Source organism: Flavobacterium sp. HTF (genome assembly GCF_003105115.1).
Taxonomy (GTDB): domain Bacteria; phylum Bacteroidota; class Bacteroidia; order Flavobacteriales; family Flavobacteriaceae; genus Flavobacterium.
This window is the reverse complement of sequence record NZ_QETH01000006.1, coordinates 34,711-61,423: the sequence shown is the minus strand read 5'-3', so window position 1 is coordinate 61,423 and position 26,713 is coordinate 34,711. Positions and strand designations below refer to the sequence as shown.

Annotated in this window: 33 protein-coding genes; 15 read left to right on the top strand and 18 right to left on the bottom strand. The window is 37.1% G+C overall.

The features are described from left to right. Positions 1 to 38 precede the first annotated feature (38 nt). The 3 genes from DCO46_RS03040 (at position 39) to hemH (ending at position 2,678) form a co-directional block, all read left to right on the top strand. Complete coding sequence (locus DCO46_RS03040; RefSeq protein WP_035688612.1) at positions 39 to 578, top strand: YceI family protein; 540 nt, start codon at positions 39 to 41, stop codon at positions 576 to 578. Positions 579 to 673: 95 nt separating this feature from the next. Beyond that, the gene (locus DCO46_RS03035; RefSeq protein ID WP_116751108.1) at positions 674 to 1,540 is read left to right on the top strand and encodes a helix-turn-helix transcriptional regulator; all 867 of its coding nucleotides are present in this window, start codon (positions 674 to 676) and stop codon (positions 1,538 to 1,540) included. Positions 1,541 to 1,664: 124 nt separating this feature from the next. Beyond that, entirely contained in the window at positions 1,665 to 2,678 is a 1,014-nt protein-coding gene (gene hemH, locus DCO46_RS03030; RefSeq protein WP_035688616.1) for a ferrochelatase, read from the top strand. Between the two features lie 285 nt (positions 2,679 to 2,963). On the opposite strand, the gene DCO46_RS03025 is transcribed toward hemH, so the two are convergent. Beyond that, a complete protein-coding gene (locus tag DCO46_RS03025; RefSeq protein WP_116751107.1) occupies positions 2,964 to 3,518 on the bottom strand; it encodes a fasciclin domain-containing protein in 555 nt (184 codons plus the stop codon). Positions 3,519 to 3,925: 407 nt separating this feature from the next. Between DCO46_RS03025 and DCO46_RS03020 the strand changes: the two genes are divergently transcribed. The 9 genes from DCO46_RS03020 to nhaA all read left to right on the top strand — a co-directional run bounded on the left by DCO46_RS03020 (position 3,926) and on the right by nhaA (position 10,619). Next, complete coding sequence (locus tag DCO46_RS03020; protein ID WP_056252210.1) at positions 3,926 to 4,603, top strand: Crp/Fnr family transcriptional regulator; 678 nt, start codon at positions 3,926 to 3,928, stop codon at positions 4,601 to 4,603. A gap of 90 nt (positions 4,604 to 4,693) precedes the next feature. Beyond that, positions 4,694 to 5,290, top strand: a complete 597-nt coding sequence (locus DCO46_RS03015; protein WP_116751106.1) for a peroxiredoxin-like family protein — start codon at positions 4,694 to 4,696, stop codon at positions 5,288 to 5,290. Between the two features lie 5 nt (positions 5,291 to 5,295). Next, positions 5,296 to 5,754: a YHS domain-containing (seleno)protein gene (locus DCO46_RS03010; protein WP_116751105.1), complete on the top strand. Its 459-nt coding sequence runs from the start codon at positions 5,296 to 5,298 to the stop codon at positions 5,752 to 5,754. A gap of 7 nt (positions 5,755 to 5,761) precedes the next feature. Then, the gene (locus DCO46_RS03005) at positions 5,762 to 6,142 is read left to right on the top strand and encodes a DoxX family membrane protein (protein WP_116751156.1); all 381 of its coding nucleotides are present in this window, start codon (positions 5,762 to 5,764) and stop codon (positions 6,140 to 6,142) included. 6 nt (positions 6,143 to 6,148) lie between these two features. Beyond that, positions 6,149 to 6,637, top strand: a complete 489-nt coding sequence (locus tag DCO46_RS03000) for a hypothetical protein (RefSeq protein WP_035688624.1) — start codon at positions 6,149 to 6,151, stop codon at positions 6,635 to 6,637. Then, on the top strand, positions 6,625 to 7,335 hold the full coding sequence (locus DCO46_RS02995) for an NRDE family protein (protein ID WP_116751104.1): 711 nt from the start codon (positions 6,625 to 6,627) through the stop codon (positions 7,333 to 7,335). The genes DCO46_RS03000 and DCO46_RS02995 overlap by 13 nt, the downstream gene beginning before the upstream one ends. A gap of 10 nt (positions 7,336 to 7,345) precedes the next feature. After that, on the top strand, positions 7,346 to 8,380 hold the full coding sequence (locus DCO46_RS02990) for a D-alanine--D-alanine ligase (protein WP_116751103.1): 1,035 nt from the start codon (positions 7,346 to 7,348) through the stop codon (positions 8,378 to 8,380). A 2-nt stretch (positions 8,381 to 8,382) separates the two neighbouring features. Next, positions 8,383 to 9,027 (top strand): hypothetical protein, encoded by a 645-nt coding sequence (locus tag DCO46_RS02985; protein WP_116751102.1) that lies wholly within the window; start codon positions 8,383 to 8,385, stop codon positions 9,025 to 9,027. Between the two features lie 398 nt (positions 9,028 to 9,425). After that, positions 9,426 to 10,619, top strand: a complete 1,194-nt coding sequence (nhaA, locus tag DCO46_RS02980; RefSeq protein ID WP_116751101.1) for a Na+/H+ antiporter NhaA — start codon at positions 9,426 to 9,428, stop codon at positions 10,617 to 10,619. Here the strand turns inward: nhaA and DCO46_RS02975 are convergent. From DCO46_RS02975 to DCO46_RS02925, 11 genes are all read right to left on the bottom strand, one after another. After that, positions 10,616 to 11,926 carry a DUF389 domain-containing protein gene (locus DCO46_RS02975; protein WP_116751100.1) on the bottom strand — a complete coding sequence of 437 codons (1,311 nt, stop codon included), beginning with the start codon at positions 11,924 to 11,926 and terminating at the stop codon, positions 10,616 to 10,618. The genes nhaA and DCO46_RS02975 overlap by 4 nt on opposite strands. Before the next feature lie 140 nt (positions 11,927 to 12,066). Continuing rightward, the gene (locus tag DCO46_RS02970; protein WP_116751099.1) at positions 12,067 to 13,851 is read right to left on the bottom strand and encodes a chloride channel protein; all 1,785 of its coding nucleotides are present in this window, start codon (positions 13,849 to 13,851) and stop codon (positions 12,067 to 12,069) included. Between the two features lie 124 nt (positions 13,852 to 13,975). Continuing rightward, positions 13,976 to 14,395, bottom strand: a complete 420-nt coding sequence (locus DCO46_RS02965) for a hypothetical protein (protein WP_116751098.1) — start codon at positions 14,393 to 14,395, stop codon at positions 13,976 to 13,978. 154 nt (positions 14,396 to 14,549) lie between these two features. Beyond that, complete coding sequence (locus DCO46_RS02960) at positions 14,550 to 15,734, bottom strand: DUF3570 domain-containing protein (protein ID WP_056251106.1); 1,185 nt, start codon at positions 15,732 to 15,734, stop codon at positions 14,550 to 14,552. Between the two features lie 17 nt (positions 15,735 to 15,751). After that, entirely contained in the window at positions 15,752 to 15,985 is a 234-nt protein-coding gene (locus DCO46_RS02955; RefSeq protein ID WP_056251109.1) for a DUF4266 domain-containing protein, read from the bottom strand. After that, complete coding sequence (locus tag DCO46_RS02950) at positions 15,982 to 16,875, bottom strand: FAD:protein FMN transferase (protein ID WP_056251112.1); 894 nt, start codon at positions 16,873 to 16,875, stop codon at positions 15,982 to 15,984. Before DCO46_RS02950 ends, DCO46_RS02955 begins: the two co-directional genes overlap by 4 nt. A gap of 40 nt (positions 16,876 to 16,915) precedes the next feature. Further along, complete coding sequence (locus DCO46_RS02945; protein ID WP_056251113.1) at positions 16,916 to 17,350, bottom strand: thioredoxin family protein; 435 nt, start codon at positions 17,348 to 17,350, stop codon at positions 16,916 to 16,918. Between the two features lie 105 nt (positions 17,351 to 17,455). Next, entirely contained in the window at positions 17,456 to 18,145 is a 690-nt protein-coding gene (locus DCO46_RS02940) for a VIT family protein (protein ID WP_056251116.1), read from the bottom strand. A gap of 9 nt (positions 18,146 to 18,154) precedes the next feature. Further along, positions 18,155 to 18,553: a hypothetical protein gene (locus tag DCO46_RS02935; RefSeq protein WP_056251122.1), complete on the bottom strand. Its 399-nt coding sequence runs from the start codon at positions 18,551 to 18,553 to the stop codon at positions 18,155 to 18,157. A gap of 137 nt (positions 18,554 to 18,690) precedes the next feature. Beyond that, positions 18,691 to 19,128, bottom strand: a complete 438-nt coding sequence (locus DCO46_RS02930; RefSeq protein ID WP_116751097.1) for a hypothetical protein — start codon at positions 19,126 to 19,128, stop codon at positions 18,691 to 18,693. Positions 19,129 to 19,403: 275 nt separating this feature from the next. After that, positions 19,404 to 19,700 carry a hypothetical protein gene (locus DCO46_RS02925; protein ID WP_116751096.1) on the bottom strand — a complete coding sequence of 99 codons (297 nt, stop codon included), beginning with the start codon at positions 19,698 to 19,700 and terminating at the stop codon, positions 19,404 to 19,406. A 433-nt stretch (positions 19,701 to 20,133) separates the two neighbouring features. On the opposite strand from DCO46_RS02925, the gene DCO46_RS02920 reads away from it, so the two are divergent. Then, entirely contained in the window at positions 20,134 to 20,565 is a 432-nt protein-coding gene (locus DCO46_RS02920; RefSeq protein ID WP_056251129.1) for a hypothetical protein, read from the top strand. A gap of 53 nt (positions 20,566 to 20,618) precedes the next feature. Here the strand turns inward: DCO46_RS02920 and DCO46_RS22610 are convergent, their stop codons facing one another. The 3 genes from DCO46_RS22610 to DCO46_RS02910 all read right to left on the bottom strand — a co-directional run bounded on the left by DCO46_RS22610 (position 20,619) and on the right by DCO46_RS02910 (position 23,179). Beyond that, on the bottom strand, positions 20,619 to 20,768 hold the full coding sequence (locus DCO46_RS22610; protein ID WP_165828792.1) for a hypothetical protein: 150 nt from the start codon (positions 20,766 to 20,768) through the stop codon (positions 20,619 to 20,621). Positions 20,769 to 20,821: 53 nt separating this feature from the next. Next, entirely contained in the window at positions 20,822 to 21,244 is a 423-nt protein-coding gene (locus tag DCO46_RS02915) for a response regulator (RefSeq protein WP_116751095.1), read from the bottom strand. Positions 21,245 to 21,667: 423 nt separating this feature from the next. Then, positions 21,668 to 23,179, bottom strand: a complete 1,512-nt coding sequence (locus tag DCO46_RS02910; protein ID WP_051892835.1) for an ATP-binding protein — start codon at positions 23,177 to 23,179, stop codon at positions 21,668 to 21,670. A 344-nt stretch (positions 23,180 to 23,523) separates the two neighbouring features. On the opposite strand from DCO46_RS02910, the gene DCO46_RS02905 reads away from it, so the two are divergent. Beyond that, positions 23,524 to 23,949, top strand: a complete 426-nt coding sequence (locus DCO46_RS02905) for a response regulator (protein WP_035688637.1) — start codon at positions 23,524 to 23,526, stop codon at positions 23,947 to 23,949. Positions 23,950 to 24,194: 245 nt separating this feature from the next. Here the strand turns inward: DCO46_RS02905 and DCO46_RS02900 are convergent, their stop codons facing one another. The 3 genes from DCO46_RS02900 to DCO46_RS02890 all read right to left on the bottom strand — a co-directional run bounded on the left by DCO46_RS02900 (position 24,195) and on the right by DCO46_RS02890 (position 25,784). Next, entirely contained in the window at positions 24,195 to 24,830 is a 636-nt protein-coding gene (locus DCO46_RS02900) for a class I SAM-dependent methyltransferase (protein WP_116751094.1), read from the bottom strand. A 286-nt stretch (positions 24,831 to 25,116) separates the two neighbouring features. Further along, on the bottom strand, positions 25,117 to 25,404 hold the full coding sequence (locus tag DCO46_RS02895) for a hypothetical protein (RefSeq protein WP_035688640.1): 288 nt from the start codon (positions 25,402 to 25,404) through the stop codon (positions 25,117 to 25,119). A 161-nt stretch (positions 25,405 to 25,565) separates the two neighbouring features. Next, positions 25,566 to 25,784, bottom strand: coding sequence for a hypothetical protein (locus DCO46_RS02890; protein WP_035688642.1), 219 nt, complete (start codon positions 25,782 to 25,784; stop codon positions 25,566 to 25,568). A gap of 616 nt (positions 25,785 to 26,400) precedes the next feature. Here DCO46_RS02890 and DCO46_RS02885 point away from each other — a divergent pair. Next, positions 26,401 to 26,592: a cold-shock protein gene (locus tag DCO46_RS02885; protein ID WP_116751093.1), complete on the top strand. Its 192-nt coding sequence runs from the start codon at positions 26,401 to 26,403 to the stop codon at positions 26,590 to 26,592. Positions 26,593 to 26,713: the final 121 nt, after the last annotated feature.

Below are 26,713 nucleotides of genomic sequence, written 5' to 3'. Positions count from 1 at the left end.
ATTGATTTTTAAACTAACATAATAATATAAAGAAAACCATGAAAAAAATTATACTCGTTTCCATGCTTTATGCTTGCGCTATTGGTCTGGCGCAAGAAAAAATGATCAGTAAAACAGGTAAAATAACTTTTGAAGCATCTGTTGCTTCTTTTGAAGAGGTTAAAGCTACAAATAACAATGTAACCTTTGTATTGAATACTACAACAGGAGAAATTGCAAGTTTAGCATTGATGAAAGGATTTCAATTTAAAGTTGCGTTAATGGAAGAGCATTTCAATGAAAATTATATGGAGAGCGATCAATACCCTAAAGCTATATTTAAAGGGAAAATAGAAGATTTTGATTTAAACAGTCTTACCAATTCCGCTAAAGATTTTACTATAAAAGGGAAGTTAGAGCTTCATGGAAAATCAAAGGATATAATAACCAAAGCAAGGATAATGATGTCCGGATCTGGAATTAGTATTGTATCTAATTTTGCCGTAAATGCCAGTGATTTTAACATCGTCATACCAACTCTCGTGAAAAGCAAAGTTTCTAATAAAATAAATATTCTAGTTGTTGCGGTTTTGAAATGACAGATCAAAAAAGTAAGATTTATAACTTTAAGAGAAGTATACTAAACCATTAAAAAGATTTAATTTTGAAAAACCAATTATTCGCTATTTCAAAAATGGAGGAAGAAATAAAAGTTGAAAACGACTTTGCACTTATCCGTTTTCAGAATGACGGTCCAGAACCTTTTTTTACACACCGTCAACTAACCACTGATTTCATACAGTTTCATTTCGTACTTAAAGGTAACGCCAAATTTTCATGTAATAATGGTAATTATGATTTAGCACTACAAGAAGAAAAATCCTTTCTTTTATACAATCCACAAAAAGAGCTACCATTTCATTTAGAGCTTTCACCAAATTCGTGGATGATTTCTGTTATTATTTCAATTAGGAAATTTCATGCATTGTTTTCTGTTGAAGCAGATTATATTACTTTTTTAAGTCCTGATAACAAGTATAAAAATTATTATAATGAAGGTTGTATAAGTCCTTCAATGGCAGTTGTTTTAAGCCAGTTGTTCCATTATAACCTTCATCCATCCATAAAAAATCTTTATTGTAAAGGTAAAGGATACGAATTACTTAGTTTATCTTTTAACAGGAGCGAAGATCCAAATGCGCATCATTGTCCGTTTTTAATTGATGAAGGTAATGTATTTAAAATAAAAAAAGCCAAAGAAATTATCATCGCCAATATGGCTGAACCGCCTGGTTTACAAGAATTAGCCGATGAAATTGGTCTGAATCTGAAGAAACTCAAAATGGGTTTCAAACAAATTTATGGCGATACGGTTTACGGTTTTCTTTTTGACTATAAAATGGATTTCGCCAGAAAGTTGCTTGACAGCGGTTCTTACAATGTAAACGAAGTGGGGTTGAAAATAGGTTACAGTACAGGAAGCCATTTCATTGCAGGATTCAAGAAAAAGTTTGCAACAACTCCAAAAAAATATCTGATGTCGATTAATACGAATGTTTAGTTTTGTTGGCTATGAGCCTGGTGATAATGAACGGGCGAAGCAATCCACGAATTTTAATCTACTCAATCTGCAAAATCTGCGCGACAATTTTAACATCTATTCTATAGAACAAAGCAAAAAGTAAATGAAAGGCGTATTATTAGTAAACTTAGGATCTCCGGAAAGTCCAACTACAAAAGATGTAAAACCATATTTAGACGAGTTTTTAATGGACAAACACGTGATCGATGTTCCGTATTTGTTGCGAGCTTTTTTAGTTCGTGGCATTATCCTGAGAAAAAGACCGGAAGAATCTGCACATGCTTATACTAAAATTTGGTGGGAAGAAGGTTCTCCGTTAGTGGTGCTATCTGAAAGAATGCAGAAAAAAGTACAGTCTTTAGTAAATGTTCCGGTTTCGTTAGCAATGCGCTATGGAAGCATGACAATTGAAAAAGGGCTACAGGAATTACATGATAAAGGAGTCACAGAAGTATTACTTTTTCCTTTATATCCGCAATATGCAATGGCTTCAACATTGACAATTTTGGTTAAAGCGGAAGAAATTCGTAAAAAGAAATTTCCACAAATGACTTTTACCGATGTTCCTGCGTTTTACAACAAACCGGATTACATCAAGAATCTGGCTGATTCTATCCAGAAACATCTAGTTGGATTCGACTACGATCATCTGTTATTCTCGTATCACGGAATTCCGGAGCGTCACATTCGCAAAACCGATGTAACCAAATCACATTGTAAAATTGACGGCTCTTGCTGTAACACACCTTCGCCGGCACACGATTTCTGCTATCGTCATCAATGTTATGAAACCACAAAACAAGTGGTGAAATTATTAGGACTTCCAGCTGATAAATACAGTTTAACTTTTCAATCGCGTTTAGCGGGAGACAAATGGTTAGAACCTTATACCGATGTTGAAGTTGATAAAATGCCAGCAAAAGGGATCAAGAAATTGGCAGTTGTAACTCCGGCTTTCGTTTCAGATTGTTTAGAAACGTTGGAAGAAATCGCAATGCGAGCCAAAGAAGATTTTGAAGCAAAAGGAGGAGAGAATTTCTTAGCGATTCCGTGTTTGAATGATGATGATGAATGGTGTCAGACCGTGAGTAATTGGATTAATGACTGGGCTAGATAAATCTAAAATAAGAGCATAGAATATTACATTTACTATTTCTAGTTAGATTATCTAATCTTTTGGTTAAATCCCCCAACTTTTGCACCTGATCCGATAGTCGTTGCAGGTTATGGTTCTGTATCAAAAAAGACATCAGCTCCCTATATTTAAAGTATTGAGCTGCCAATAAAATGTTAAGCAGTATCTCATATATAATCTGCTATTACTATTGTTCAGGATAGTAATTATAGAAAAAGCCCTGAAATTTCAGGGCTTTTTCTATAATTGTATTTTATTCTCGGAAAATTACATTTTCGGAAGCAGTACTGTATCCACTACATGTATAACACCATTGGATTGATTTACATCTGAGATTGTAACTTTAGCCTTATTGCCGCTCTCGTCACTGATGTACAAATCTTTTCCATCCATCCAGGCAGTTAAAGTTTCGCCGCTCACTGTTTTTAAAGTGGCTTTTCCTTTACCGGCTTTTATTGCTTTTGCAATATCAGAACTATTCATTTTACCGGATACTACATGATAGGTCAATATAGTTTGCAATGTTTTAATATTCTCAGGTTTCAATAATGTTTCAACAGTTCCGGCCGGTAATTTACTAAAAGCTTCATTTGTCGGTGCAAAAACAGTAAATGGACCTTTACCTTGCAGGGTTTCAACTAATCCTGCTGCTTTTACTGCTGCTACCAAGGTGGTATGATCCTTTGAGTTTACCGCATTTTCTATAATATTTTTATTAGGATACATAGCCGCTCCACCAACCATTACTGTTTTTTGTGCAAATGATGTAAATCCAAATCCTAATGCCAGGATTGCTGCTGCTAAAAATTTTCCAGTTTTCATAATTATTTTTTTTAAGTTATAAAGTCATTTACGCTTTAATATTCTTTTTGGTTTTAAAATAAGCCAAGAAATAAACTAAAAGAAAACCGGACTAACTATAAGGTATTATGGATGAGTATTTTAAGGGAATATTTTTTGATAACTTACTATGGTCAAAATAATTTCGCTGTTATCTTCACAATCAAAGCAGCCTGAAAAGATGAAATGGAAGGCTAAAATTTCTTTTTCTTTAGTTGTGATATGTTTAGATCAGAAAAGCAGTTTAGATACTATACTTTTAATGTAACTTTATTAATCGTAAATTATGCATCAGGCTACTATATACTTATAGGGCTTGAATATGCGATTTAAACATGGAAGCGAATTATTTTCCAAATTGTTTACATTTACCAAATAATGTATCTCTTATGTACGAAGAATTAAAATATTGGTATTTGCGTGATCATAAATTGTTTAGGACTTTGAGTTTTTCTCAAATCAAGCAACTTTGCATAATCACAGGTTTTAAAAAAGCCTCAAAAGGGGAAATTATTTATTTTTCATCTTCAGATGTGCCCCGGATTTTTTTACTTAAAAAGGGGAATATCAAGATTGTTGCCCTGGATAATAATGGCAACGAAACTATAAAGGACATTATCCAGAAAGGAGATTTGTTTGGTGAACTGACTTTGGAAACAGATAATAAAAACGAAGAATATGCAAAAGTCCTTTCAGACGATGTTGCCATCTGCAGTTTTTTAATGTCTGATTTTGAAGATTTATTGCTTCGTAATCCGACTTTAGCACTTTCATACACCAAGTTTGTAGGACTGAAAATGAAACGTATTAAAAACAATTATGCCAATCTAATTTCTAAGGATGCCAAAACCAGATTGTATCAATTCCTGAAAGACTGGGCAGAACAGGAAGGCGTTAGAGAAGGAAATTCAGTAGCCATTGAAAATTATCTAACCCAAAATGATATTGCCCAGATTATCTGTACTTCCAGACAAACCGCTACACAATTGCTCAATGAGATGGAAACCAATCAGCTTTTAAACTACAACAGAAAAGAAATTATCATTCGAGATATTACCAAATTATAATTATTTTGGGCTAAGTGTAAATTAGCCGACATTTTGCTTTTTTATAGTATGATAATTTTACATTATTAAAAAGATGTAAAAACATACACTATGAAAAAATTAATTTTTATTTTTTTAGCGACCCTTACTTGGGCTGCTAACGCGCAAAACATGATTGCTAAATCTGCCACTGATATCACTCCTTTGCTAATAGGAGAGAAGATTCCAAACCTTACTTTAAAATCATCGGATAATACAGATGTACAAATTTCAGACCTGCTAAAAAAGAAAAAGACAGTTCTTGTTTTTTATCGTGGAGGCTGGTGCCCGTATTGCAATATGCATCTGCAGGCATTGGCCGAAGCCGAAAAGCAAGTTATGGATTTGGGATATCAAATTATAGCGGTAAGTCCTGATTCTGCTGAAAATTTAAAAATGACAGCAGAAAAAGATAAAGTAAAATATACCTTACTTTCTGACTCAAAAGGAGAATTAATAAAAGCCATGGGAATTGCTTTTGAGGCTCCTGAAAACTATAAAAGTGTAATTAACGTAAATTCTAATGGAATGAATACTAGTTTTTTACCTGTTCCGTCCGTTTTTGTTGTGAATCCCCAGAGTGATATCCTTTTTGAATATGTCTCTCCTGATTTTAAGCATCGTATCACTACCGAATTACTTGTTTCAGTATTAAAAAATTTAAAATAAAAAAAATGAAAAAGTTAGTATTACTTGTATTGATTTTGGTTTTTGGAGTTTCTTCTGCTCAAAATGATGCCAAAAGAGCTAGCCAGTATAATTTAGAAAACAAAACTGCCATTCAGGGTTATGGTCCGGTAGGATATTTTAGTCAGGGAAAAGCAGTTAAAGGGAAAAAAGGGATCTCAGCTTCTTACCAGGGCGTGATTTATAATTTTTCGTCAGGTGAAAATAAAAATGCTTTTCTGAAAAATCCATCAAAATACGAACCTCAATACGGTGGCTGGTGTGCTTATGCGATGGGGAGCGCTGGCGAAAAAGTCGAAATAAACCCCGAAACGTTTAAAATTACTGATGGCAAACTTTTTCTGTTTTACAATGCCTTTTTCAACAACACCTTAAAAAGCTGGAATAAAGACGAGGGAAATTTAAAAATAAGGGCAGATGACAACTGGAAAAAAATCTATAAATAACACGGTCATGAAAAAGGAAATTTTAATATGGATTCTCAGAATTGCCGCCTCGGTAATTTTATTGCAGACCTTATATTTCAAGTTCAGCGGAGCAGAAGAAAGCATCTATATTTTCACTGCCCTAGGAGTAGAACCTTACGGAAGAATTGGTTCAGCAATAGCCGAATTGATAGTTGTAATTTTAATCCTGATTCCAAAAACCACCTGGATTGGTGCTTTGGGTGGAATTGGGGTAATGACCGGAGCTATTTTATCACATGTATTTGTTTTGGGACTCGTGGTAAAAGATGACGGCGGATTACTTTTTAGTCTGGCTATTATTACCTTATTATGCTGCCTGGGTTTGCTTTATTTCAACAAAAACAAATTGTCTAATCTTCTAAATTAAAAGATTATGTTACTAGAATCAATACGCCAGAGTTTAGATGAGTTAATATATCTATTAGATCAATTGTCAGATCAGGATTATTCAAAATCTTGCCAGGCTTTAAGTAATGCCACAATTGGCGAACATACAAGACATATTCTGGAGATGTTTCAATGTCTGGAACAAAGTTATGATTCGGGAATTTTAAATTATGACAACCGCCAGAGAAATAAGCAAATTCAAACCGAAACAGAATTTGCTAAAAAATGCATTATTCAAATTAAAAAAGAATTGAAAAGCGAGAACAAAATAATCTATCTCGAACAGTTTATTGATGGTCTTAGCATGAGGATTCAAAGCAATTATTATAGAGAATTGCTCTATAATTTAGAGCATTGTGTGCATCATCAGGCGCTCATAAAAGTGGCCGTTTTGCAATTCGAAAATATTATCATTGATGAAAATTTTGGTGTAGCGCGCTCGACCATAGCATACAGAAAACAATGTGTACAGTAAGTTTTGTAAATAATAACGGAGTTGTAATGATCACTTCAAACAGGGATGAAAAAGTAATTCGTCCCAGTGCTATTGTGCCCAGGAATTATAAGCATAAGGGAAAAAATATGATGTACCCAAAAGATTCAAAAGCGGGGGGAACCTGGTTTGTCATGGATGAAAACGGAACAGTTCTGGTTTTGCTAAATGGCGGAATCGCAAAACACAATGTGATACTGCCTTATCGAAAAAGCCGCGGACTAATTGTTTTGGACATTATTTCGGATGATTCTCCAAAGGACTTTTGGAAACAAATTGATCTGGATAATATTGAGCCTTTTACGCTGGTTTTGTATCAGGAAAAAGAATTGTACGAATTGATTTGGGATGGCATTGAAAAAAAGAGCACAATATTAGATGAATCCCGAAATTACATTTGGTCATCAGTTACTTTATATACAGATCCGGTAAGAAATAAAAGATCAGACTGGTTTTTTGATTTTTTGAAAGATAAAAATGAAATATCACCATTGGAAATGCTGGATTTTCATCGAAACACAAGCAGCGAAGACACTCAAAATGGTTTAATTATCAATAGAGAAAATAGGATGAAAACCCTGAGCGTAACCCAAAGCGTAATAGAGCAAAATAGGGGGGTAATGAAATATTATGATTTAGTCAAAGCAGAAGATTTTTCAACCTCATTTATTCGAATTTAAAAACATTCAGATGAAACTATTTTTTCATAAAATTACCAATTGGGAATATTGGCCATTTCAGGTTCTGTATGTTCCTATCTATTTTCTTTGGGCCTATTATGCCATCAGAGCAAGATCGATTTTTTTCTTTAATGCCTCTAATCCGAAAATTAAAAACGGCGGGTTTATGATGGAAAGCAAAAAACAGATTTATGATCTGCTTCCTGAAAAATGCTACCCGAAAACCATTTTAATTAAAGAAAATACGGATTTTAAAACCATAGCAGATAAGGTATTAGAAAGGGAAATCTATTTCCCGTTAATTGCAAAGCCGGATATTGGCCTGCGTGGTTCGGGCGTGAAAAAAATTAAAACAATATCGGAGCTGAAAGACTATGCCCAAAAAGCAAATTTTGATTTTCTTTTGCAGGATTTAATCCCATTCAAGAATGAAGTGGGTGTTTTTTATGTTCGTCATCCGCTGGAAAAATACGGAAAAATTACCGGAATTGTCTCTAAAGAGTTTTTGATTGTAACAGGTGATGGCAAATCAACAATTGAAAATCTGATCAAACAAACGCCAAGATTTCAGTTGCAGTTTAATGTTTTAAAAGAAGAATATGGTGATCAATTGGACCTGATATTACCCAGAGGCGAAACCATAAATTTAGTTCCATTTGGCAATCACGCCCGGGGCGCAAAATTTTTGGATGGCAGCCATTGGGTTACGCCAAAATTAACCAAGATGATCAATGAGCTCGCTGCTCAAATTCCTGAATTTTATTTCGGGCGTTTCGATATCATGTACAACACTTTTGAAGAATTAGAACAAGGAGAAAACTTCCAGATTGTAGAATTAAACGGTGCGGCAAGCGAACCTACACATATTTATGACCCCAAACATTCGGTTTGGTTTGCATGGAAAGAACTGGCACGACATATTACTTATATGTATGAAATAAGTGTTGAAAACCATAAAACGGGCGTTCCCTATTTAGATCACAAAGTGGGAATGCGTGAGTACAGATTGCATCTGGCACAAAACAATAAAATAATGAATTTCTAGAAATGAAAAAGGTAAAAAATATCTCCGTTGGATTTCTGGTAAGTTTTCTCGGATCAGTTCCGCTGGGATACTTAAACTTAGTTGGACTGGAAATCTATGCAAAATCAGGATTTCATAATTTGGTTTTCTTTTTGTTTGGAGTCATATTTATAGAAGCCTTTGTGATTTATTTTACGCTGCTTTTCGCCAGAGAGCTTATAAAAAACAGAAAACTCATGAAGGTCATAGATCTGTTTTCAGTTGGCTTCATGCTTACTCTGGCGTTTGTTTTTTATTTGAATTTCAATCACCCGGCAGAGTCTGATTATTATTTAGAGAGATATTTGATCTATTCTCCATTTATAATTGGCGTAATTTTAAATGGATTTAATTTTTTACAATTGCCTTTTTGGACCAGCTGGAATTTATATTTGCTCAATGAAAAATATATTACCATTCAAAGGAAGCTAAAATATTATTATATCGCAGGAACCTTAATGGGTATTTTTACAGGAATGCTTAGCGTAATAATAATATTGCAGTCTGTTTTACAAGACACAAATCAATTCGCAAAGGGCATACTGCCTGTTTTTATTCCGCTTTTTTTTATTGCTTTAGCAGGTATTCAATTGTTTAAAGTATATAAGAAATATTTCAGTGTGTATTAGAATTTTAAAAGGGTAAAATTTATTATGATTTGCAGGTGATTTTTAGTGGAGACTATTAATTAATAATTTTTCAGGAGCTTTTCCCGCTATCGGTTCCACCCGAGTGCCAGCGTACTGGCGAAGCAATCTTTTGTGCCAGGCCCCGGCACAAAAGGATTTCACTGCCATCGAGGGTAGGGCTGCCACAGAGCCCTGTTTTGTCGTGGAGGACTGCACATTCAAACGCAATTCTTTGCAGCAAACCTGAATTTTACCTGCTGAAATGATAAATTACAGTCTGAATATTATTCTTTAAATCACACGAAAAATATTTCCATGCAGCCCTGTTTAAAATACAGTCTATTGGTTTTTGGTATATTTAATTGGAGGTACAGTTATAATGAGTTAAATTTGTATTTATGGCAAAACTCATAAATCTTAAGGTCTTTTCTCATTTTTTCCGATCCTCCTCTGCAGGTGGAATTATATTATTAATCTGTGTACTTATATCACTTTTGATTGCCAACTCGGGATGGTCGGGTGGTTTTAAGGAACTGCTTAATTTTGAACTGGGATTCAATACTTCTTTGCTGCATTTAAAATATCCGGTTTTACTCTGGATCAATGACGGGCTTATGGCTGTTTTTTTTCTTCTTGTAGGACTGGAAATAAAAAGGGAGATAGTGGAAGGGGAGCTTTCTTCATTTGCCCAGGCTTCCCTTCCGGTGCTTGCCGCAGTGGGCGGTGTAGCGGTTCCGGCCTTAATTTATTTCTTTTTTAATAATGGCGATCCGCATACGGCCAAAGGCTGGGGGATTCCAATGGCTACCGATATTGCTTTTGCACTGGGGATTTTATCCCTTTTAGGCAGTAAGGTACCATCGGGCCTTAAAATATTTCTGGCCGCGCTGGCTATTGTGGATGACCTTATTGCAATTTTAGTAATAGCCCTATTTTACTCCTCGGAATTGAATTTTCTCTATTTAGGATATGCAGGGGCATTGTTTGTTTTATTGATAATCTTTAATCGAATGGGTGTCAAAAATATACTTTTTTACCTGATCCCCGGAGCAGTTATCTGGTATTTTATTCATCACTCGGGTATTCATGCCACTATTGCCGGTGTTCTGGTAGCCGTAACGCTGCCCACTACTGAGGATGATACGGAGTCTGCTCTTGAAAAACTGGAACATGCCCTGACCCGTCCAGTGAATTTTATAATTATGCCCATTTTTGCCCTTGCCAATACCAATATCACTTTTGAAACTGAAATGATATCAGGGCTTTTCAGTAATCTGGGACTGGGTATTATCCTTGGATTATTTTTAGGTAAACCCATTGGAATTTTTATAATGTCATGGCTGTCGGTCAAGCTGAAAATTGCCGAACTTCCCCAGTCTGTTACCTGGATGCATGTGCTGGGGCTTGGTCTGCTGGGCGGGATCGGATTTACAATGTCGATTTTTATAGCACTTCTTTCCTTTGGAGATGCACTGCATCAAAATGAAGCCAAATTCGCGATACTCATTGCCTCTACAATTGCCGGTATTTCAGGGTTTTGCATTTTGAGCCTGTACAATAAAAAGCAGAAAAAAGCTCTTGGGGAAAATTAATGTTTCTTGAAAAGTTCCACATCTTTTACCAGCAGGCGCTCATTGAGCCACAGCTTGAGTTTGTCGCTCTGGGCCGGACTTAGAGTTTTAGCGCCGTCATAGATAACGGCCGTTATCGTTGTAATGCTGTCTTTTTGATTAACAAGGCTGCTTTTATTGATAGAGAGTGAACTTACAGCTGGAAATAAAACCCGGGTTTCTTTTAAAATCTGAAGGTTGTCAAATTTGTTCCTGGTCAGCTGCTTTTCCAGCTGCATGATCTTAACGTCTTTTACATTCATCTCATTCTCACTGCTTTTAATCTGGCTCAGGATATCGCCCTTTAGAGCATTGAAGCGGTCAGTGCTGTCCTGACGGATCTGCAATTGTGTGCCGGCCAGGTATTTATTTTGGTTCAGTTTATCTTTAAGCTCTTTTATTTCTAATGCGGAAAACCGTCTGGAGAGGAAAGCCAGCTCGAGTTTTTTAGCTTTAGGCGTAAAATCAGTTTTTTTATACACTATGGTATATCCTTTATTGGTGAATTCACTCTCAATGAAAAGATCTGCATTTTTTTTAAACTGCTGCTCCCTGTACAGTGAGTAAGCCAGATAACTGCTGGGCACCAGCATAACTGTTATTAAAAAAGCAATGGTATACTTTACCCGTTTTTGGTGTTTTTCATCTACCTGTTTAACGGCCGGGTAATTAAGGTATTTAATGATTAAAAAAGTAGCAATTCCTATAAAGACGCAGTTGATGCAGTAGAGATAAAATGCCCCTAAAAAAAAGGTCCACTGCGCGGTGGCAATCCCGTAACCGGCCGTACACAGCGGCGGCATAAGGGCCGTTGCAATGGCAACCCCTGGAATTGGATTGCCTTTTTCCGATCTGGTAACGGCAATCACTCCCACAACACCTCCAAAAAAGGCGATAAGGATATCATAGATATTTGGGGAAGTCCTGGCCAGCAGTTCGGACTGTACATCCTTGAAGGGACTAAGGTAAAAATACAAGGTCGAAACCACCAGGCTTACTACTGTTGCAGTCAGTAAATTTTTGAGTGACCTTTTAAGCAATGAAAAATCATAAATACCCAATGCGAATCCGGCCCCCACAATCGGCCCCATGAGAGGGGATATGAGCATTGCCCCGATAATCACAGCTGTTGAGTTTACATTTAACCCAACCGAGGCGACAATAATGGCGCAGGCCAATATCCAAAGGTTTGCTCCTTTGAACGTTATATTGTTCTTTACCGCCTCCAGGGTTTTTACCCTGTCATCTTCTCCATCGCGAAGGTTGAGCAGGTCTGTAATTTTTCTCATAATCTATATAATTAGCAAGCGATTTAATACGCTATTTTGGCATGTAGGACTAAGATAAGACTAATTTTAATAATTATTTACTGAAATCGGGCAAATGAGAACTCAAAGCTGATTGAATTTATTTTATGCAAGGGAAGGTTTTATTCAAAGATCATCGATTTTAGCCTGTTTCGGTATGATTCCAGCACATCTGATTTGGTTATAAAACCATAGTACTTCCCGTTTTTAAGCACCGGCAGGAAGGCCTTATTGCTTTTTTCAAATTTATTCATAACAGTTTCCATGCTGTCAAAGAGATCTGCAGTCTGAATGGGCTGGACCATTATATCTTTTACAAGGATATTTTCCGCTTTGAGGTTATCGAAGATTACCTCGCGTATATCATTAAAATACACCAGTCCCTGCAGATCGTTTTCACCGTTTACAACCCCAAAAATAACCTGATCGGAATGTGCCAGAAGATCGGCAACATTTTCAAGGTTTTGAGTGCTCTCTACAGTGAGGTAATCTTTTTTGACAAGGTCTTCAATTTCCAGTGTGCACAGAATATTAGTATCCTTGTTGCCGGTGAAAACATTTCCTTTTTTAGCGAGGTTTTTTACATCCAGGGAGTGCTTTTCAAAACGCTTGGAAACAGCAAAACTCACAGAGGCTACAATCATAAGGGGAATCATCAGATCATATCCTCCTGTTATCTCTGCAATAAGAAAAATAGCCGTTAGCGGCGCATGAAACAGGCCGCTGAGGATCCCTGCCATGCCCACGAGCGTGAAATTGCTGACGGGAAGATCAGTAAGTCCCGTGAGATTTAAAAATTTGGAAAAGAAATATCCGGCATAAGAGCCCAAAAAAAGCGAAGGGGCAAAATTACCGCCGTTACCGCCGCTTCCCAAGGTAATTCCCGAAGAAAATGCCTTGAGCATCATAGAAAACCCTACAAAGGCCAGCAGTACCCAGCTGTTGTCGGCATAATCCCCAAATAGCGTATTTTCAAGCAATTTTCCGGGCTCTTTGTCGGCAAGGGTTTTAATGCTTTCGTATCCTTCGCCAAAAAGCGTAGGGAAAATAAAGATCATCAGTCCTAAAATGCAGGCCCCGATTAGCGCTTTTTTATAGATGCCAAATTTTAAATGGGCAAAATAGTGCTCGGTTTTTAAAAATTTCCGGGCATAAAAAACGGCAATAAAACCCGTGAAAAGTCCCATTAAAACGTAAAAGGGAATATTATGGTAATCGAAAGTCTGTTTTTCCCTGAAGGTCAGCAGTATATTCTCATTAAGCACTATGGTGGAAACTAGTGTTCCGGTGGCCGCTGCAATCATAATAGGGGTAAAGGCCGAAATGGTGACATCCACCAGCAGCACCTCGATGGCAAAGAGCACCCCGGCAATCGGCGCATTAAAGGCGGCCGCTATACCGGCGGCAACCCCGCAGCCAATGAGCAGTGTGCGTTCCTGATAGCTTAACTTGAACTGCTGGGCAAAATTGGAGCCAAAAGCGGCGCCTGTGATCACAATGGGGCTTTCCAGTCCTGCAGATCCTCCAAGCCCTACGGTGAGCGAGCTGGTGATAATCTGGGCATACATCTGCTTTTTGGGAATAATACTGGCTTTTCTGGCCACAATATATAAAATCTGCGAAGTCCCTTTCTCCAAGGTGCCTCCCAGTACTCTTTTTACCACAAAAACAGTTAAAAGGATACCTATAACTGGCAGGATACTATTAATAAAACTCAGCTTTAAGGTGCCGTTGATATAGGTTGCAAAAGAATAGACCCAGTGCGCAAAGGCTTTTAAGAAAATCACGGCAAAGGCGGAAATAATTCCGATAAGGACACTGGAGAGAAAAATAAATTGTTTTTTGGTTAATTTTTCCTGTCCCCAGATCAGCAGGTTCTTTGCCTTTACGAATTGTTTTTTGAACATTTTACTAAATTGTATTGTAGAATCACAAAGTTACCTCTTCAAAGGGGTTAATGGGAAAAACCAAACGTTAATGTAATGCTAATTTTAAAGGCAGGGTTTACGGCGCGAGATAATTTGACTGCCATTACCGCTTGTTTAAAATTTTTCCCGATACGGTAAGCTCTATGTAAAGAAGCAGGCAGATGATTGCTGTTTCAGCTAAAAAGTACATCAGATCAAGAATTGTAAGCTTGTTGTAATGAATAAATAAAAAGGCAATGGTCAGCGCGCAGTACAGTAAATTGGCAAAACTTATTAGTCTGATGTAAAGCGCCCATTTTGCTTTTAAAAATAAAAAGCAGGCAGCCGAGTAAAAGCAGAAACAAGCTGCGATTGAGAAGAGTAAATTGAGTGTTGTCTTGGGCATGCCAATATAGGGGCTTAGATTTGAAAGCACTCCACAAAGCAGTACAGCGGTTAGCAGAGCCCCCACAGAGTCAATTAAGAAAAGTCTTCTTGGATTCTTTGCCAGATGACGGGTTAATTTTTCAAAAATTCTATTCATTTTCTATTGCTGTTCGCTGATTTAAAGGTAACGGTTTTTTATCAGAGATTCTTATCTGTTCTTTTTGTACCAGGACAATTTCATTTTGCTGCTGTGATGTTATTCAAACACAAAGCCCAATTGGATTGGGCTTTGTGTTTTTAAATAATTAATTCTATTTGTATTTGATGTTAATACTGATAATGTCCGAAGTCATATTGGTAGTTCTTGTATAATGACCATAACGAATCTCTAAAGTATTCCAGTGTTTGAGGCCGAAGATTCCGTTTAATGGAGTGAATTTCATTCCCATCCCAAAGAAACTGCTGTCAAACTTAGACAAATCATAGTTGCTGGTGTAATATTCATCAGCTGCTGTATGTTCGCCATACGGTTTAAAATACTTCGTGCCAGTTTGGGTATAATATCTGTAAAACGGGCTCATTGAAAATGCCTGGGTTAATTTCACCGGAATTTCAAGATCGGCAGTATGTGCTCTGAGACTCCAGTCATCGGTATAATATCTGTAATAGGCGCGAATAATTACATTGTCTCCTAAGAAATAACTGGCCCTGATCCCCAGTGGAATTTTAAGTCTGGTATCGGGCATTTTTTCCTGATGAACAGAACCGTCTGCAAAATAAACCCTGTGAAACGGAAGGCTTAAATATCCGTTTTGGCTGATAACGTCACCTACAAGCATGACCTGCAGATTTTTGTTTACTACCTGAGAATAACTCAAAGTTCCTGCAAAAGTATTTCGGTTCGCGCTTCCGTAGCCTTCGCCTCCCGAAGTGCGAAGCTCAACAGGTTCAATCAGTTTTAACTGATCGAGAAAGGTTTGAAATTTGGCCGTGAATTCACCATTTCTGTCTTTTGTTTTTTGGGAGAAGCTGATATTGCCTCCAAACGACTGATAATCAAATTCGGTCGATGATGAAACGCCAATACCCAATGTTCTTCCTTTCTCTTCATTTTCTCTTAGATAAGTTAGAGAAGGGTAGAAGCGGTTGTCTGAAGAAGATGCAGATGAATTGGCACTTAAATCAATCATATCTGATGAGGCAGAGGTATAGTGGTCAATACCGGCTTCAATATCAAAAGTATGCTTGATTCCGGTTTCTCCGTATTTTACCAGTTTAACATCGATCGTGTTGGCAATGTCGGTTAAATGTTCAGAACCAATTCCCCCGGTAACGGCTGAATTGTTTCCGTCCTGCTTGTAATAGCTGGAAACCAGATTTACCTCCTCTAGTTTTAATTTTTTGCTTTTGTAAGCTGTGGAATCTGTAGGAACATTTTGTGCTCTTGTCTGAAATAATGCCAGTAAGGCAAATCCTGTAATGAATATTCTTTTCATTTTTTATAGTATGAAAATTAGTTACAACCGCAGCCGCCGCCGCTTTTTCCTGAATTTGCCCCGGAAGCTCCTTCACGGTAGGATTGGAAACTGAGTTCTGTCTTTTCTATTTTCCTGTTGGAAAGGACCATTTCAGAATCGTTGATTTTTCCTTTCTGGTATTCTTTTACCGATGTGCAGGAGGTGAACAGAATGCCCGTAAAAGCAATGCTGCATAACAGTACTAGCGCTTTTTGTTTTGGCTTTTTCATTTCAGGTTAATGTTTTTAGAAGTGTAAATTTTATTGTTGTCGTCGATGATAATACAATATAGATCTGCTATCTGATCTATTAAAAACAAGCCTGCTTTAATACCCATAACCGCTATTGGAGTGGCCATTGCATCTGCAAATTCTGCGTTTCCGCTAATAATGGTCACGCTTTTTATTCCGGTTATCGGAAGTCCTGTTTTTGGGTCAATGGTATGCGAATATTTTTTGCCGTTAATGGTTACAAACTTTTCATAATTTCCAGAGGTCGCCACTGCTTTATTGGAAATTTCCATATAAGAGAATGCTGCATTTGGCAAATTAGGATCGGCTACGCCAATTGTCCATTTTCTACCGTCTGGCTGTAATCCCCAGGCCGAAAGATCGCCGCTGGCATTAATAATGCCGCTCTGCACATTATGATTTAAAAGTATCTGTTTTGCCATTTCAGCGGCATATCCTTTTCCAATGCCGCCAAAACCAATCCGCATTCCTTTTTCTTTTAAAAATACGGTTGTGTGTTCCGGGTCTAAAATGATATTTCTGTAATCAATAAGGTGTACCATCTTTAAAGCCGTTTCGGCATCTGGTAATTGGGTCATTGCCTTATCAAAATTCCATAGACTTTTGTCGATACTTCCATAAGAAATATCAAAAGCACCTTGTGTAATTCTGGAAATACCAATACATCTTTCGATAAGATTAAAAACTTCCAGATCTACTTTTACCGCCTTAATTCCTGCATTTTCATTAATGAGATTGGTCTGGCTGTCCTCTTTATAAGTAGTCAAAAGTCTTTCAATCCGCCTGATTTCTTCAATGGCAAGATTAATATTCTTATTTCCAATATACTCATTTTCGGCCACAACAGTGATAGTAAAGTTGTTTCCCATGAGTTTTAGGGACTCGGAATACTTCTGTTTTTTCAGTATGTTACTTTTTGCTATCACAGATTGCTTTTATTTCGGCAGTCCACTGCTCAGGTGTAGTTTCTGGTTTTCCGTGCCAGGTTTTAAGAACTTTTCCATCAGCATCAAGAAGAAGGGTTAAAGGGAAACTTCCTTCTTTATTGTAAATTTCGGCTAAATCTTCATTTCGCTTTACCTGCTGGGGAGTTCCAATGTTTTTCTTCTTTCTTGGAAAATCAGCATTAACCAGTACCAGATTCTCGTTGGCCATATCTGTGAAAGCCTGATTTTCCAGATAGTCTCTGCGCGTCACGATACAAGGCCCACACCAGTCTGAACCGGAGAAGTTGAGTAGAATTAATTCGTGCTTTTCCTTTGCCACTTTTTTGGCATTAGTAAAGTCAGGTTCCCAGTTGATGGGAAGCACTGTCATTAAAAGGAACATTGTAATTAGTTTCATTAAGCAGTTTGTTTTTAGGTATATACGAAATAACGAATTGTCGGGGATCTTATTTTTTTTGCTTGCTTAAGATTCGATTAAATTTTAAATCAAAAAAACTATTTTCTAAGCAGTCTGGACACCAAAAATATAGCCCACCAATGCCGAGGCTGCCATGGCAAAGGTGCCCCAGATACAGATACGCAATACTGCTTTAAAAGTATGTGAACCTCCTGCTTTAGCGGCAAGTATTCCCGATAATGCCAAAAAGAGTATAGAGAAGCCATATTGATAAAATACCATTTCTTTGATAGGGGCAAAAATTGCGACCAAAAGAGGCAATAAACCTCCAATGATAAATGATACTGCCGATGCAAAAGCTGCAGTTAAAGGATTTGCTTGTGTGATTTCATTAATTCCGAGTTCATCGCGCGCATGGGCTTCAAGGGCATCATGAGCCGTTAATTCGATGGCAACCTGTCTGGCCAGTTCTTTATTTAAACCTCTTTGAATGTAAATATCGGTGAGTTCTTCCAGTTCTTCTTCGGGCAAGGTATCGAGTGCATTTTTTTCTCTTTTTAAATCAGCTGTTTCAATGTCAGATTGAGAACTTACCGATACATATTCGCCTGCCGCCATGGAAAGAGCACCGGCCACTAAACCGGCTACTGCCGCAAGCAAAATAGGTTCTCTGGTTACACTCGCCGCCGCAACACCAATCGCTAAACTGGTGGTCGATAAAATACCGTCGTTTGCACCTAGGACAGCTGCCCTGAGCCATCCGCTTCTGTTAATATAATGAACTTCAGTCTCCATAATTCTAATTTATTTTAGTTTAACCCAGTCCGGACTTTTAGAGATTTTTTCAGCACCTCCAAAATTAGTTTTTAGAAACTGTCTTATTTGTAATGCTGTTTTTTTTTGTGTAGCACTTTTCCAGTCATTCATATCATAAATATGAATCTGCTTTGCATTTGCGTTTGTAACAAATGAAATTCGGGATATTGAATCCTTATATTTTTTTATTTCATTTAACATCTCGCGATTTGGCAGCACAACAAGAATATTTTCCCAATCAAGAAAATCCTTAGGGATATCCTCACGGTCTTTTAATCCTAAAAATTCGAAAAAGGCTATTATTTTTTTGTCATTAAGCTTCTCTATATTTGAATCAACTGATTTTAAGAAGGTATGAAGTTTTGCCTCATCCTGAATTGTATTCATATTAAATTTTTTTGTTTTATATCATAAAAATTACATCAACACATTGTAAAATAATGGATTAAGACTTGTAGAATGATTCTGAATTTTATAATACTATTTTAGGTTCGTAAATATTTTATGAAATAATCAGTTAGCAGTTATCTAATTTCAGAATGTCTGATTTCTCCGCCTGTAGTGCCTGTTTGCTGACCAAAGTATAAAACTGTCAGGGAGAACACCAGTATAGCCAATGCAATATAATTAGCATACAATTTCTTTTTCCAATTGCTCCATAAAGCGACTATTGAACCTATGCCCAATGAATAGGATAGTAAAGCAAATATCTCTGCTTTTTCTTCATGTTCATGGATTAAACTTTTAGAGATTCCCTCAATTTGTTTTACCACGTGCTCGGCGCCTTCGCCTGTTGCTATTGCTGCAAATGCCGTAATTGCTCCCAGTATAAAAATACAGTAAGCTGTTCTTTTTACAATTTCAGATTTTACTGCAAATCCGCCTATGAGTATCAATAAACCTACAATGGGTATAATAATAGGCAAGTGGTTCAATACTAAGTGATAATGCGCTCCGTTCATAATGTTTTGTTTTAAAGTATTAATTTTCTATTCTTCTTTGTTCTCCATTTTCATCCAGGCAATGCATTGGCTAAGCCAGATTTTGTTCCTCTCGGCATTGCTTTTCATCGACCAATCGGGGCAATTGTAAAAAGCCCTGCGATGAGTTTATTGTTTACGGAAAACTCAATTATTTTAGAAAGCATAAGTTTGTTTTGTTAATCGTCGTTGTAAAAAATAAGCAATAGCAAAACACGCGTCAGTAGACGTGAAATTTTTAAGCCGATAAAAAACGATTAACAGTCTCTGGGCGGCTGCCAGATAGAGGAAAGGGAAATGGAAGAATAGGCAAAACAATACGTATATAAATTTTGTTTTTTATACGTAAAATTTACTTTTTGTATGGTTTCGTATTCTTGTATTAAAGGATAAAATACAACAGAGCTGATATTGGTGTGTGATTTAAAAGGCAGTTTCATATCCTTAGCATAATCGGCATCAAATACATCTGGTCCCTGATAATGAATGCACAAAAATTGAAGAACAGTTAAATTAGGATTTTGCTCTTTATGTTCCACATAATGTTCTACCATTACAGGCAGCTTTATAAGCTCTACCAACTGCGTTACAGACAAAAGGTAGACCGATAAAAATAATATGGAAAGGTGTTTTTTCACAATTCAAATATAGCTAATAATCCTGTAATATTTTTAGGTAACTACTTGTTTAGAAATGTTGTAAATAGTTAAGTCTTGCCAAAATACTTTTAAGTTTTACCTCCAAAAAGATAAAAGTCTGTTTAAAAACAAAGGGCGATAAAGCTATTACTGGAAGTTTATTCTTACTCACTAGAATGGTTCTAAATGTTAAATTTGATTGTTTTTTTTCTTGAATTCACACTAAATTAGCCATTGCATAAAAGCCACTGTTAAAAAAACGCCTTATTTTTTATTTATCAGCTGTTACAAGATTACATAGCATTACCAATAAACTTATCCTGTAGTAATTTAATTAGAAATATTATCCATGTATACTATAAATACGCAGCTGGCCTACTTTAAATACAACTTAGATTCTAAAAAGTTAATTGTAAATATTAAATGGTTTAAACTTGATAAGTTTAGCAATTTAAATTTGCAAGCGCTTTCTTTTAACAAATCAGATCTTGAACTATTTAAGAGTTTTATAGCTAAAAATAAACCTAACTTTCCCGGTTCTTGTTTTGTTGAGCAAACCAGAAAAGAAGGATTTGATATGTTGATCAATAATGAATTATCCCAAAGTGCATTGCCCTATTATCTCATTTTATCCAAAAATCCAAAGTTAAATTTGGGCAATTCGATTTATCAGGCTGAAATGATAATCTTGATGAATGAAAATTATCAATTCACTATTAATTATACTTTGGATTTTGACGTAATAGGTAAAATTGAAGTTTACAAACAGGTGAAAGAATAGAAAATAAATTAAATCAAAAAAAATCAATTTACGGTTTAAATTATCGAATATTTTTATGTTACATCATACAAAGCATCAAAATCTCCCGGTCTATTATCGATAAACGAAAACGGTGTCTCGAAATTCTTCAGAAACTGAAAGGAGAGCAAAGTTAACCAGATTCTAATTTTCAGTGGTCTTATTCCGAAAATTGGTGTGGCCATTTAGTTGACAACTGTTTGTTAATTGTCCTAATTTTTCCACATTTAGAATAAAATTATGTATTTGGGTGAACGCAATTTTTCCAGTACTCAAGTACTGTATTGATAATTGCTTTTGTTTTATGGAAGTCATTTTCTTTTTTAAAAAAGCCTTGAATACTAAGTGTAGTGTAAGCTTCTTCAATGGCATTTTCCGTTGCTGCGGTTGAGTAAAAAACAAAAGGTATGCTTTTTTTTCTAAGGACCGGGTCAGCATCTATAAGTCTCTTTAGCTCCAGTCCATTCATAATTGGCATGTTCACATCGCAAAAAATAATCAGCATTTTTTCATTACTGTTACATAGATATTCAAGTGCTTCTGCGCCATTAATTTTCCAGACGATTTTGTTAGTGGTACCCAGAGATACAATTACATCTTCTAAAATCTCCTTGTCATCTGCATCATCTTCTATTATTAGGATATTACCGTTTTTTATCATTGTATTATTTTTAAGAGTATCTAAATGTATAACGTTTTTTTTAATATAGTAATAATTAGAGCATAAAGTATATTAGGTATACTGATGTAAATTTAGTACAACCTCTTTTTTATCTGTTACCGCGTTAATTTTTATGGCAAAAAAGGAATCTACTCTAAATTATGTGTTCCAAGATTTTGCCACAAGCCTATAATTTCGATAATTGAGATATTAATTTGTTTAATTTTTTGAAAATCAAAATGATAAACCCGCCTCATACAATTAAGTACAGGGCGGGCTGTCCATAAACATAATCTTCCATTTTATGTCTACTTAAAAACTTTTGATTGTATATATTGAATTATCTGCGAAATTGAACTTCACAATTTGCAATAACACATTTGAGATAAGAATCTTTCAGTTTACCTATTTGTTTACAAGGTGCTAAAGATAAGAATCGGACTGTTTTAAAGGAAGGGTCACTGTAAATTCAGCGCCGTTGTCTTTCTCTCCCACAGCAGTAATAGAGCCATTATGCCTTTTGGCTATTTTTCTGCAAAGGGCAAGGCCAAGCCCGTTTCCTTCGAACTGGTCTTTGGAGTGCAGCCTTTCAAAGGCCGTGAATATTTTCTCTGTATCAACAATGTCCAGTCCAATGCCATTGTCCTTGATTTTTATTTCCAGCACCTCAATGCCTTCTTGATTCTTTATAATATCCGAAGTGATGATCACACGCGGCGGCTCATCGGCTTTTGAGAACTTAAGGGCATTGTGCACCAGGTTATAAAAAAGCTGGTGGATCAGTATCGGCGCCCCTTCTATCTGGGGAAGCTCACTTATGACCAGAATGGCTCCTTTTTCATTTATGATCAGTTCCAGATCGGTTTTGATATTTTCAATGACCAGGTCAAGGTTTATTTCCTCAACAGGCTGCGATCTTTTATCCAGGGTCGAGTAGGCAAGGATGCCTTCCACGATATTCTGCATCCTTTGTGCGGACTGGTCTACCTTTTGCAGGAATTTTTTAGCGTTCTCACTAAAATCAGCTTTGTACTCATTTTTTAAAATACTATTGAAAGTTTTAATTTTTCGAATAGGCTCTTTCAAATCATGGCTCACCACACCCGCGAAATGCAAAAGATCATCATTGGACCTTCTGAGCTCCTCGGTATTTTGTGCGACCTGCCTTTTGAGCTCTTCTTCAAAGGCTTTCTGCTCGTGGATATCCTGGATGATCCCGATAATGGCGGTATCATCGCCGTTCTGGTCTCTGATGACCCTGCCGCTAATTTTAATCCATCGTGCGGTCCCCTCGGGGCTTACAATCCTGCTCTGATAACTTATTTTTCCTGTAAGGCTGGCCTCTTGGTGCGCTTCTGCGCGCGCTGTTAAATCCTCTGGATGCAGTTTTGCAAACAGCTCCTGGTCTGATATCTCCCCGTCAATTCCTAAAATGGCATTAAAATTCCCGCAGGCTGTCACTTTTTTAGTGGCAAGGTCAATTTCATAGGTGCCCATGCCTGAGGATTCAATAGCCATTCTGAGCCTTTGCTCGGCACTCTGGGTCTGCTGTTTTGCCAGATGAAGCTCGGTTACATCCGAGCCTGTATTCATCACCGCATAGATCCCGCCTGCCTTATTAAAAAGGGGGATAAAGCTGTAATTGAAATAAAAGGTCCTAAGGGAACCGTCCACCATTAAATCGACCTGTTTGTCCTTGGCGTGGAAGGGCGTTCCGGTTTTCAGCACGGCCAGGGCCTGGCCCGCAAAAGCCTGGTTTTGAATTTCGGGAAGTACTTCAAGATATTTTTTTCCAATTACATCATCTCCTTTACCCCACGCCTGTATCATAGCGGGGTTGGCGAGTTCTATTTTTAGTTCTTCCCCTGTATAAACAGCGGTAGGCAGAGGGGTATTATCAACAATGTCTTTCAAAAGCAATAGATTGTCATACATCGGTGGGTGGTTTTTGTTTTTGCGAAGCTATACCTTATCTGTACTTACACTGTTATAGTATTCTTTTTCATTGTTTTAAAATTCCAACCCATAGAAAATACCTTGTCTCTGGCAGTACAACAGGGGTGGTGGAAACGGAAAACTAGTATAATATTTTTAGACAAATAATGCCCTGCCCAAAAGGGATTGTTATTAATTTGGGTCAGTCCTGCCGCGGGAGGCGGGGGCGGCACTATTGGTATTTAATTTAAAGCCGTCCCGGGCAGATGTAAAGCAAAGTGTAAAATGGGATGCAGATTTGATTTTTTACTGCCTGGCAGCATATAAATTAGTACTTTTGCCTGATGAAAATAAGCGGAGAAATAATAGTGATAGAAGATGATCAGGATGACAGGGATTTTCTTAAGGATATTTTCGACAGTCTGGGTTATCCAAACAAAATTGTGTTTTTTGAAGATTCTTCCAAGGTACTGGACTACCTCTCAGATGTAAGGGTAAACCCCTTTATGGTTATCTCGGATATCAATATGCCCAAACTCAATGGTTTTGAGCTTCGCGGTAAAATACTTCAGGATGAGCAGGTCAATAAAAAATGCCTGCCTTACATCTTTTTATCCACCTCGCAGAATCCCCAAAATATAGCACAGGCCTACAGTCTTTCAGTGCAGGGGTATTTTAAAAAACAGGAAAATTTTTCCCAGTACAGGGAAATGATAGACAGGATCATTCAATACTGGCTGGTGAGCCTGACCCCTTTGCCTGTTATTTGAGAATTACGGTGCTGTTTTGAATTGATCCCTGCTGTGATGCAAGGACAATTGACGTATTAATTTTAAAAGCTGGCAGGGAAATAGAGATAAAAAACGCTGCCGGTGGAGTTTCTTTTTGCAGGGTCAGGGTTTACAACCCAACACTTATTCCCTATATTGACATTTTTTGAAACTGTACCGTAAGTTTGCCATGGTATCATTAAAAAAAAATATTGCAAAACGTTTGGTCTTTTAACACCCTTAACCTATGTCTTTTTTCTGGCTGTTAGTATGGTATGGATGTCCATTTGGGTCTTTGATATTTTATATTCTGTTTTGAATATTTGAAGTTCCTGAAATTTATTCTGCAAAAATTTTGTTTTTAAGTCCTCTAAATTATAATAATAGAAGTAAATCCTTTCCCCGCTGCTTCCAGACTGAAAACCGGACCTGTCCGGGTCCCCTTCCACAAAACTCATATAAATCAGTCCGTTTTCACTCAGCAGATCATAACAGTCGCCGATGAGTTTTCGGCTGTCCGCAGGCGATAAATACGGCAGGCAGAACCCGCAGACTATGGCGTCATATTTGGTTTTGATGTGGTCAATCTCCCTGCTGTCCATTACTTGGAAACGGGCTGTGGGATTATTCGCTTTTGCAAGCTCTATCATGTTGGGGGCAATGTCGATGCCAAAAACAGCAAAGTCGGGCCGTTTTGATAACAGGTACTTTGTAATATTTCCAGGGCCGCAGCCAATTTCCAGAATTTTCGGGTCTGTTTTATCCATTGAACTGCATACAAAGTCATAAGTTTCATTGTACAGGTCCAGGTCCATAAACCTGTCCTGATACAGTGAAGCGATCTTGTTCCAGGTTTCAAATGTTTCCTTGTATGGGTCCATTATCGTGTTGTGTTAAAAAATGATATATAAAGTTTTGTAAGGGTAAATAGTTTACAGCTTATCAAACTCAGGTATTTTAGCTAAGCTAAAATACTATTAAAAATAAAAATACACCAAAGAGGTAATTTTTTTGAAGGACAGCAAAGACATAAAAAAAAACTTAATTTTTTTGGAAGTTTTCTGGGGCGGTGATAGAGGGACTATGGCTGCAGTTTTTACCGGTGTGCCGCAGATTTCAAATTACTCGTTGTAAAGCTGCAGTTTATCCCGAGTTTTGAGCAATAGGTTAATTACGCAATACCGTATGATTTATTTTGATCAGGCCCTTTAGGGTGATACAGCTTTCATCTGTCGCCGGATTAAGGACAATATACCTCTGATCCTCCAGCGCGATCAGCGCATCGAGTATTTTTGCCTGGTTTTGCCTTTGGGCAGCAATATTTTCTTTAAAGGTTCTCAGGACATTGTAAGGGGGGATTACAACTGCTGTGAGCTCTTCCAGCGTGAAGGTTTTGGGATAGCTTGCGGCAAGTTTATTGAGTATGCTATCAGAATAATGGGATGATGTTTCCAAGATGTACTAGTTTAAATAATAACACAATAGCTTTGAATAAAGATACGAAGATCTGATAATTATTTAAATGATTTTAAATGTTTTCCCTGATATCCGATTTGAAATGCGGATATAAAAAGGGCTGATTACACAATAGCACTGAGATTTTTAATTCTCCAGGGTTATTCGTTTATTTTATCCTTGTGGTGCTCGTTTAGCCATTTTTCCATTCGCTGCAAGAGCTGTACTTCTTTAGGGTCGCCCTGCGGATTGGAAAGCCCAGTGATGGTCCTATGGAAATAAAACTTTTTATCCTCAAAGCGGCAGGTGAATTTTGGCACCTCGTTGTGGATCACCAGCCATTTGTCCCGGTCTGTACTTTTAATTTCAAACTTCTTCATTTTTCTTACTCTGCAGAGCAGCTGCAGGTACTTAAGTGTTATTGTTGTATACTGTTTTAATGCTGCATTGTAAACCACAAAATTAGAGGATTATTGCCCTTGTTTTGTTATATAATTTACAGCCGGGCTGTATTTTTTTATGGGGTATAGATCAGCGAGGTCTGCCGGCAGGATCATTGTACTTATGACGGCCAGAATGCACCCGACAGCTGTTTTGTGTCATTTGGGGATCTTGGTTCTTCTGTGGTGAAAATAATGCTTTTTCTTTTTTATTTACAAAAGCAGGCAGAGTTTAGCAGGCGCTGAATTAATCGGGTATTGGGAATTAATTGCTGCTGGAATTTAACTTTGAGTGGTCAGCATCGTTAATTGTATATAATGATTTTTATTGGAGCTTTTTCCCGCTATGCGCTGCAATCTTTTGTGCCGAACACCGGCACAAAAGGATTTCCACTTTTATCGGGGCTAGGGCTGCTGCTGAGACAGCAGAAGCTTCAGGCAAATCCGGAGCCTTTTTGTTTTTGAATATCTGAATTTAAATTAAATAAAATAAAAAACTCAAATTCAGCGGGTTCTCATTTAATAAAGCTACCTTTATACCCTTAAATACATTAAAATGCAAGAAGGTACAGTAAAATTTTTCAATGAAGAAAAAGGGTTCGGATTCATAACTCCTAATAACGGAGGGGCCGAAGTTTTTGTTCATGCTTCAGGCCTGTCAGAGAACATCGCTCAAAACGATGCAGTAAGATACGACGTGGAAGAAGGCCGTAAAGGTCCAAACGCAGTAAACGTAGTTATAGTATAATATACTCTTCACAGTTAACTTTATAAAGGCGCCTCTAATCAGGTGCCTTTTTTGTTTATAGTAGAGCTTTGAACCTAAACTCTGTAACCTTGTTTTTGCTAAATTAGTGGTTTTAAAAAGC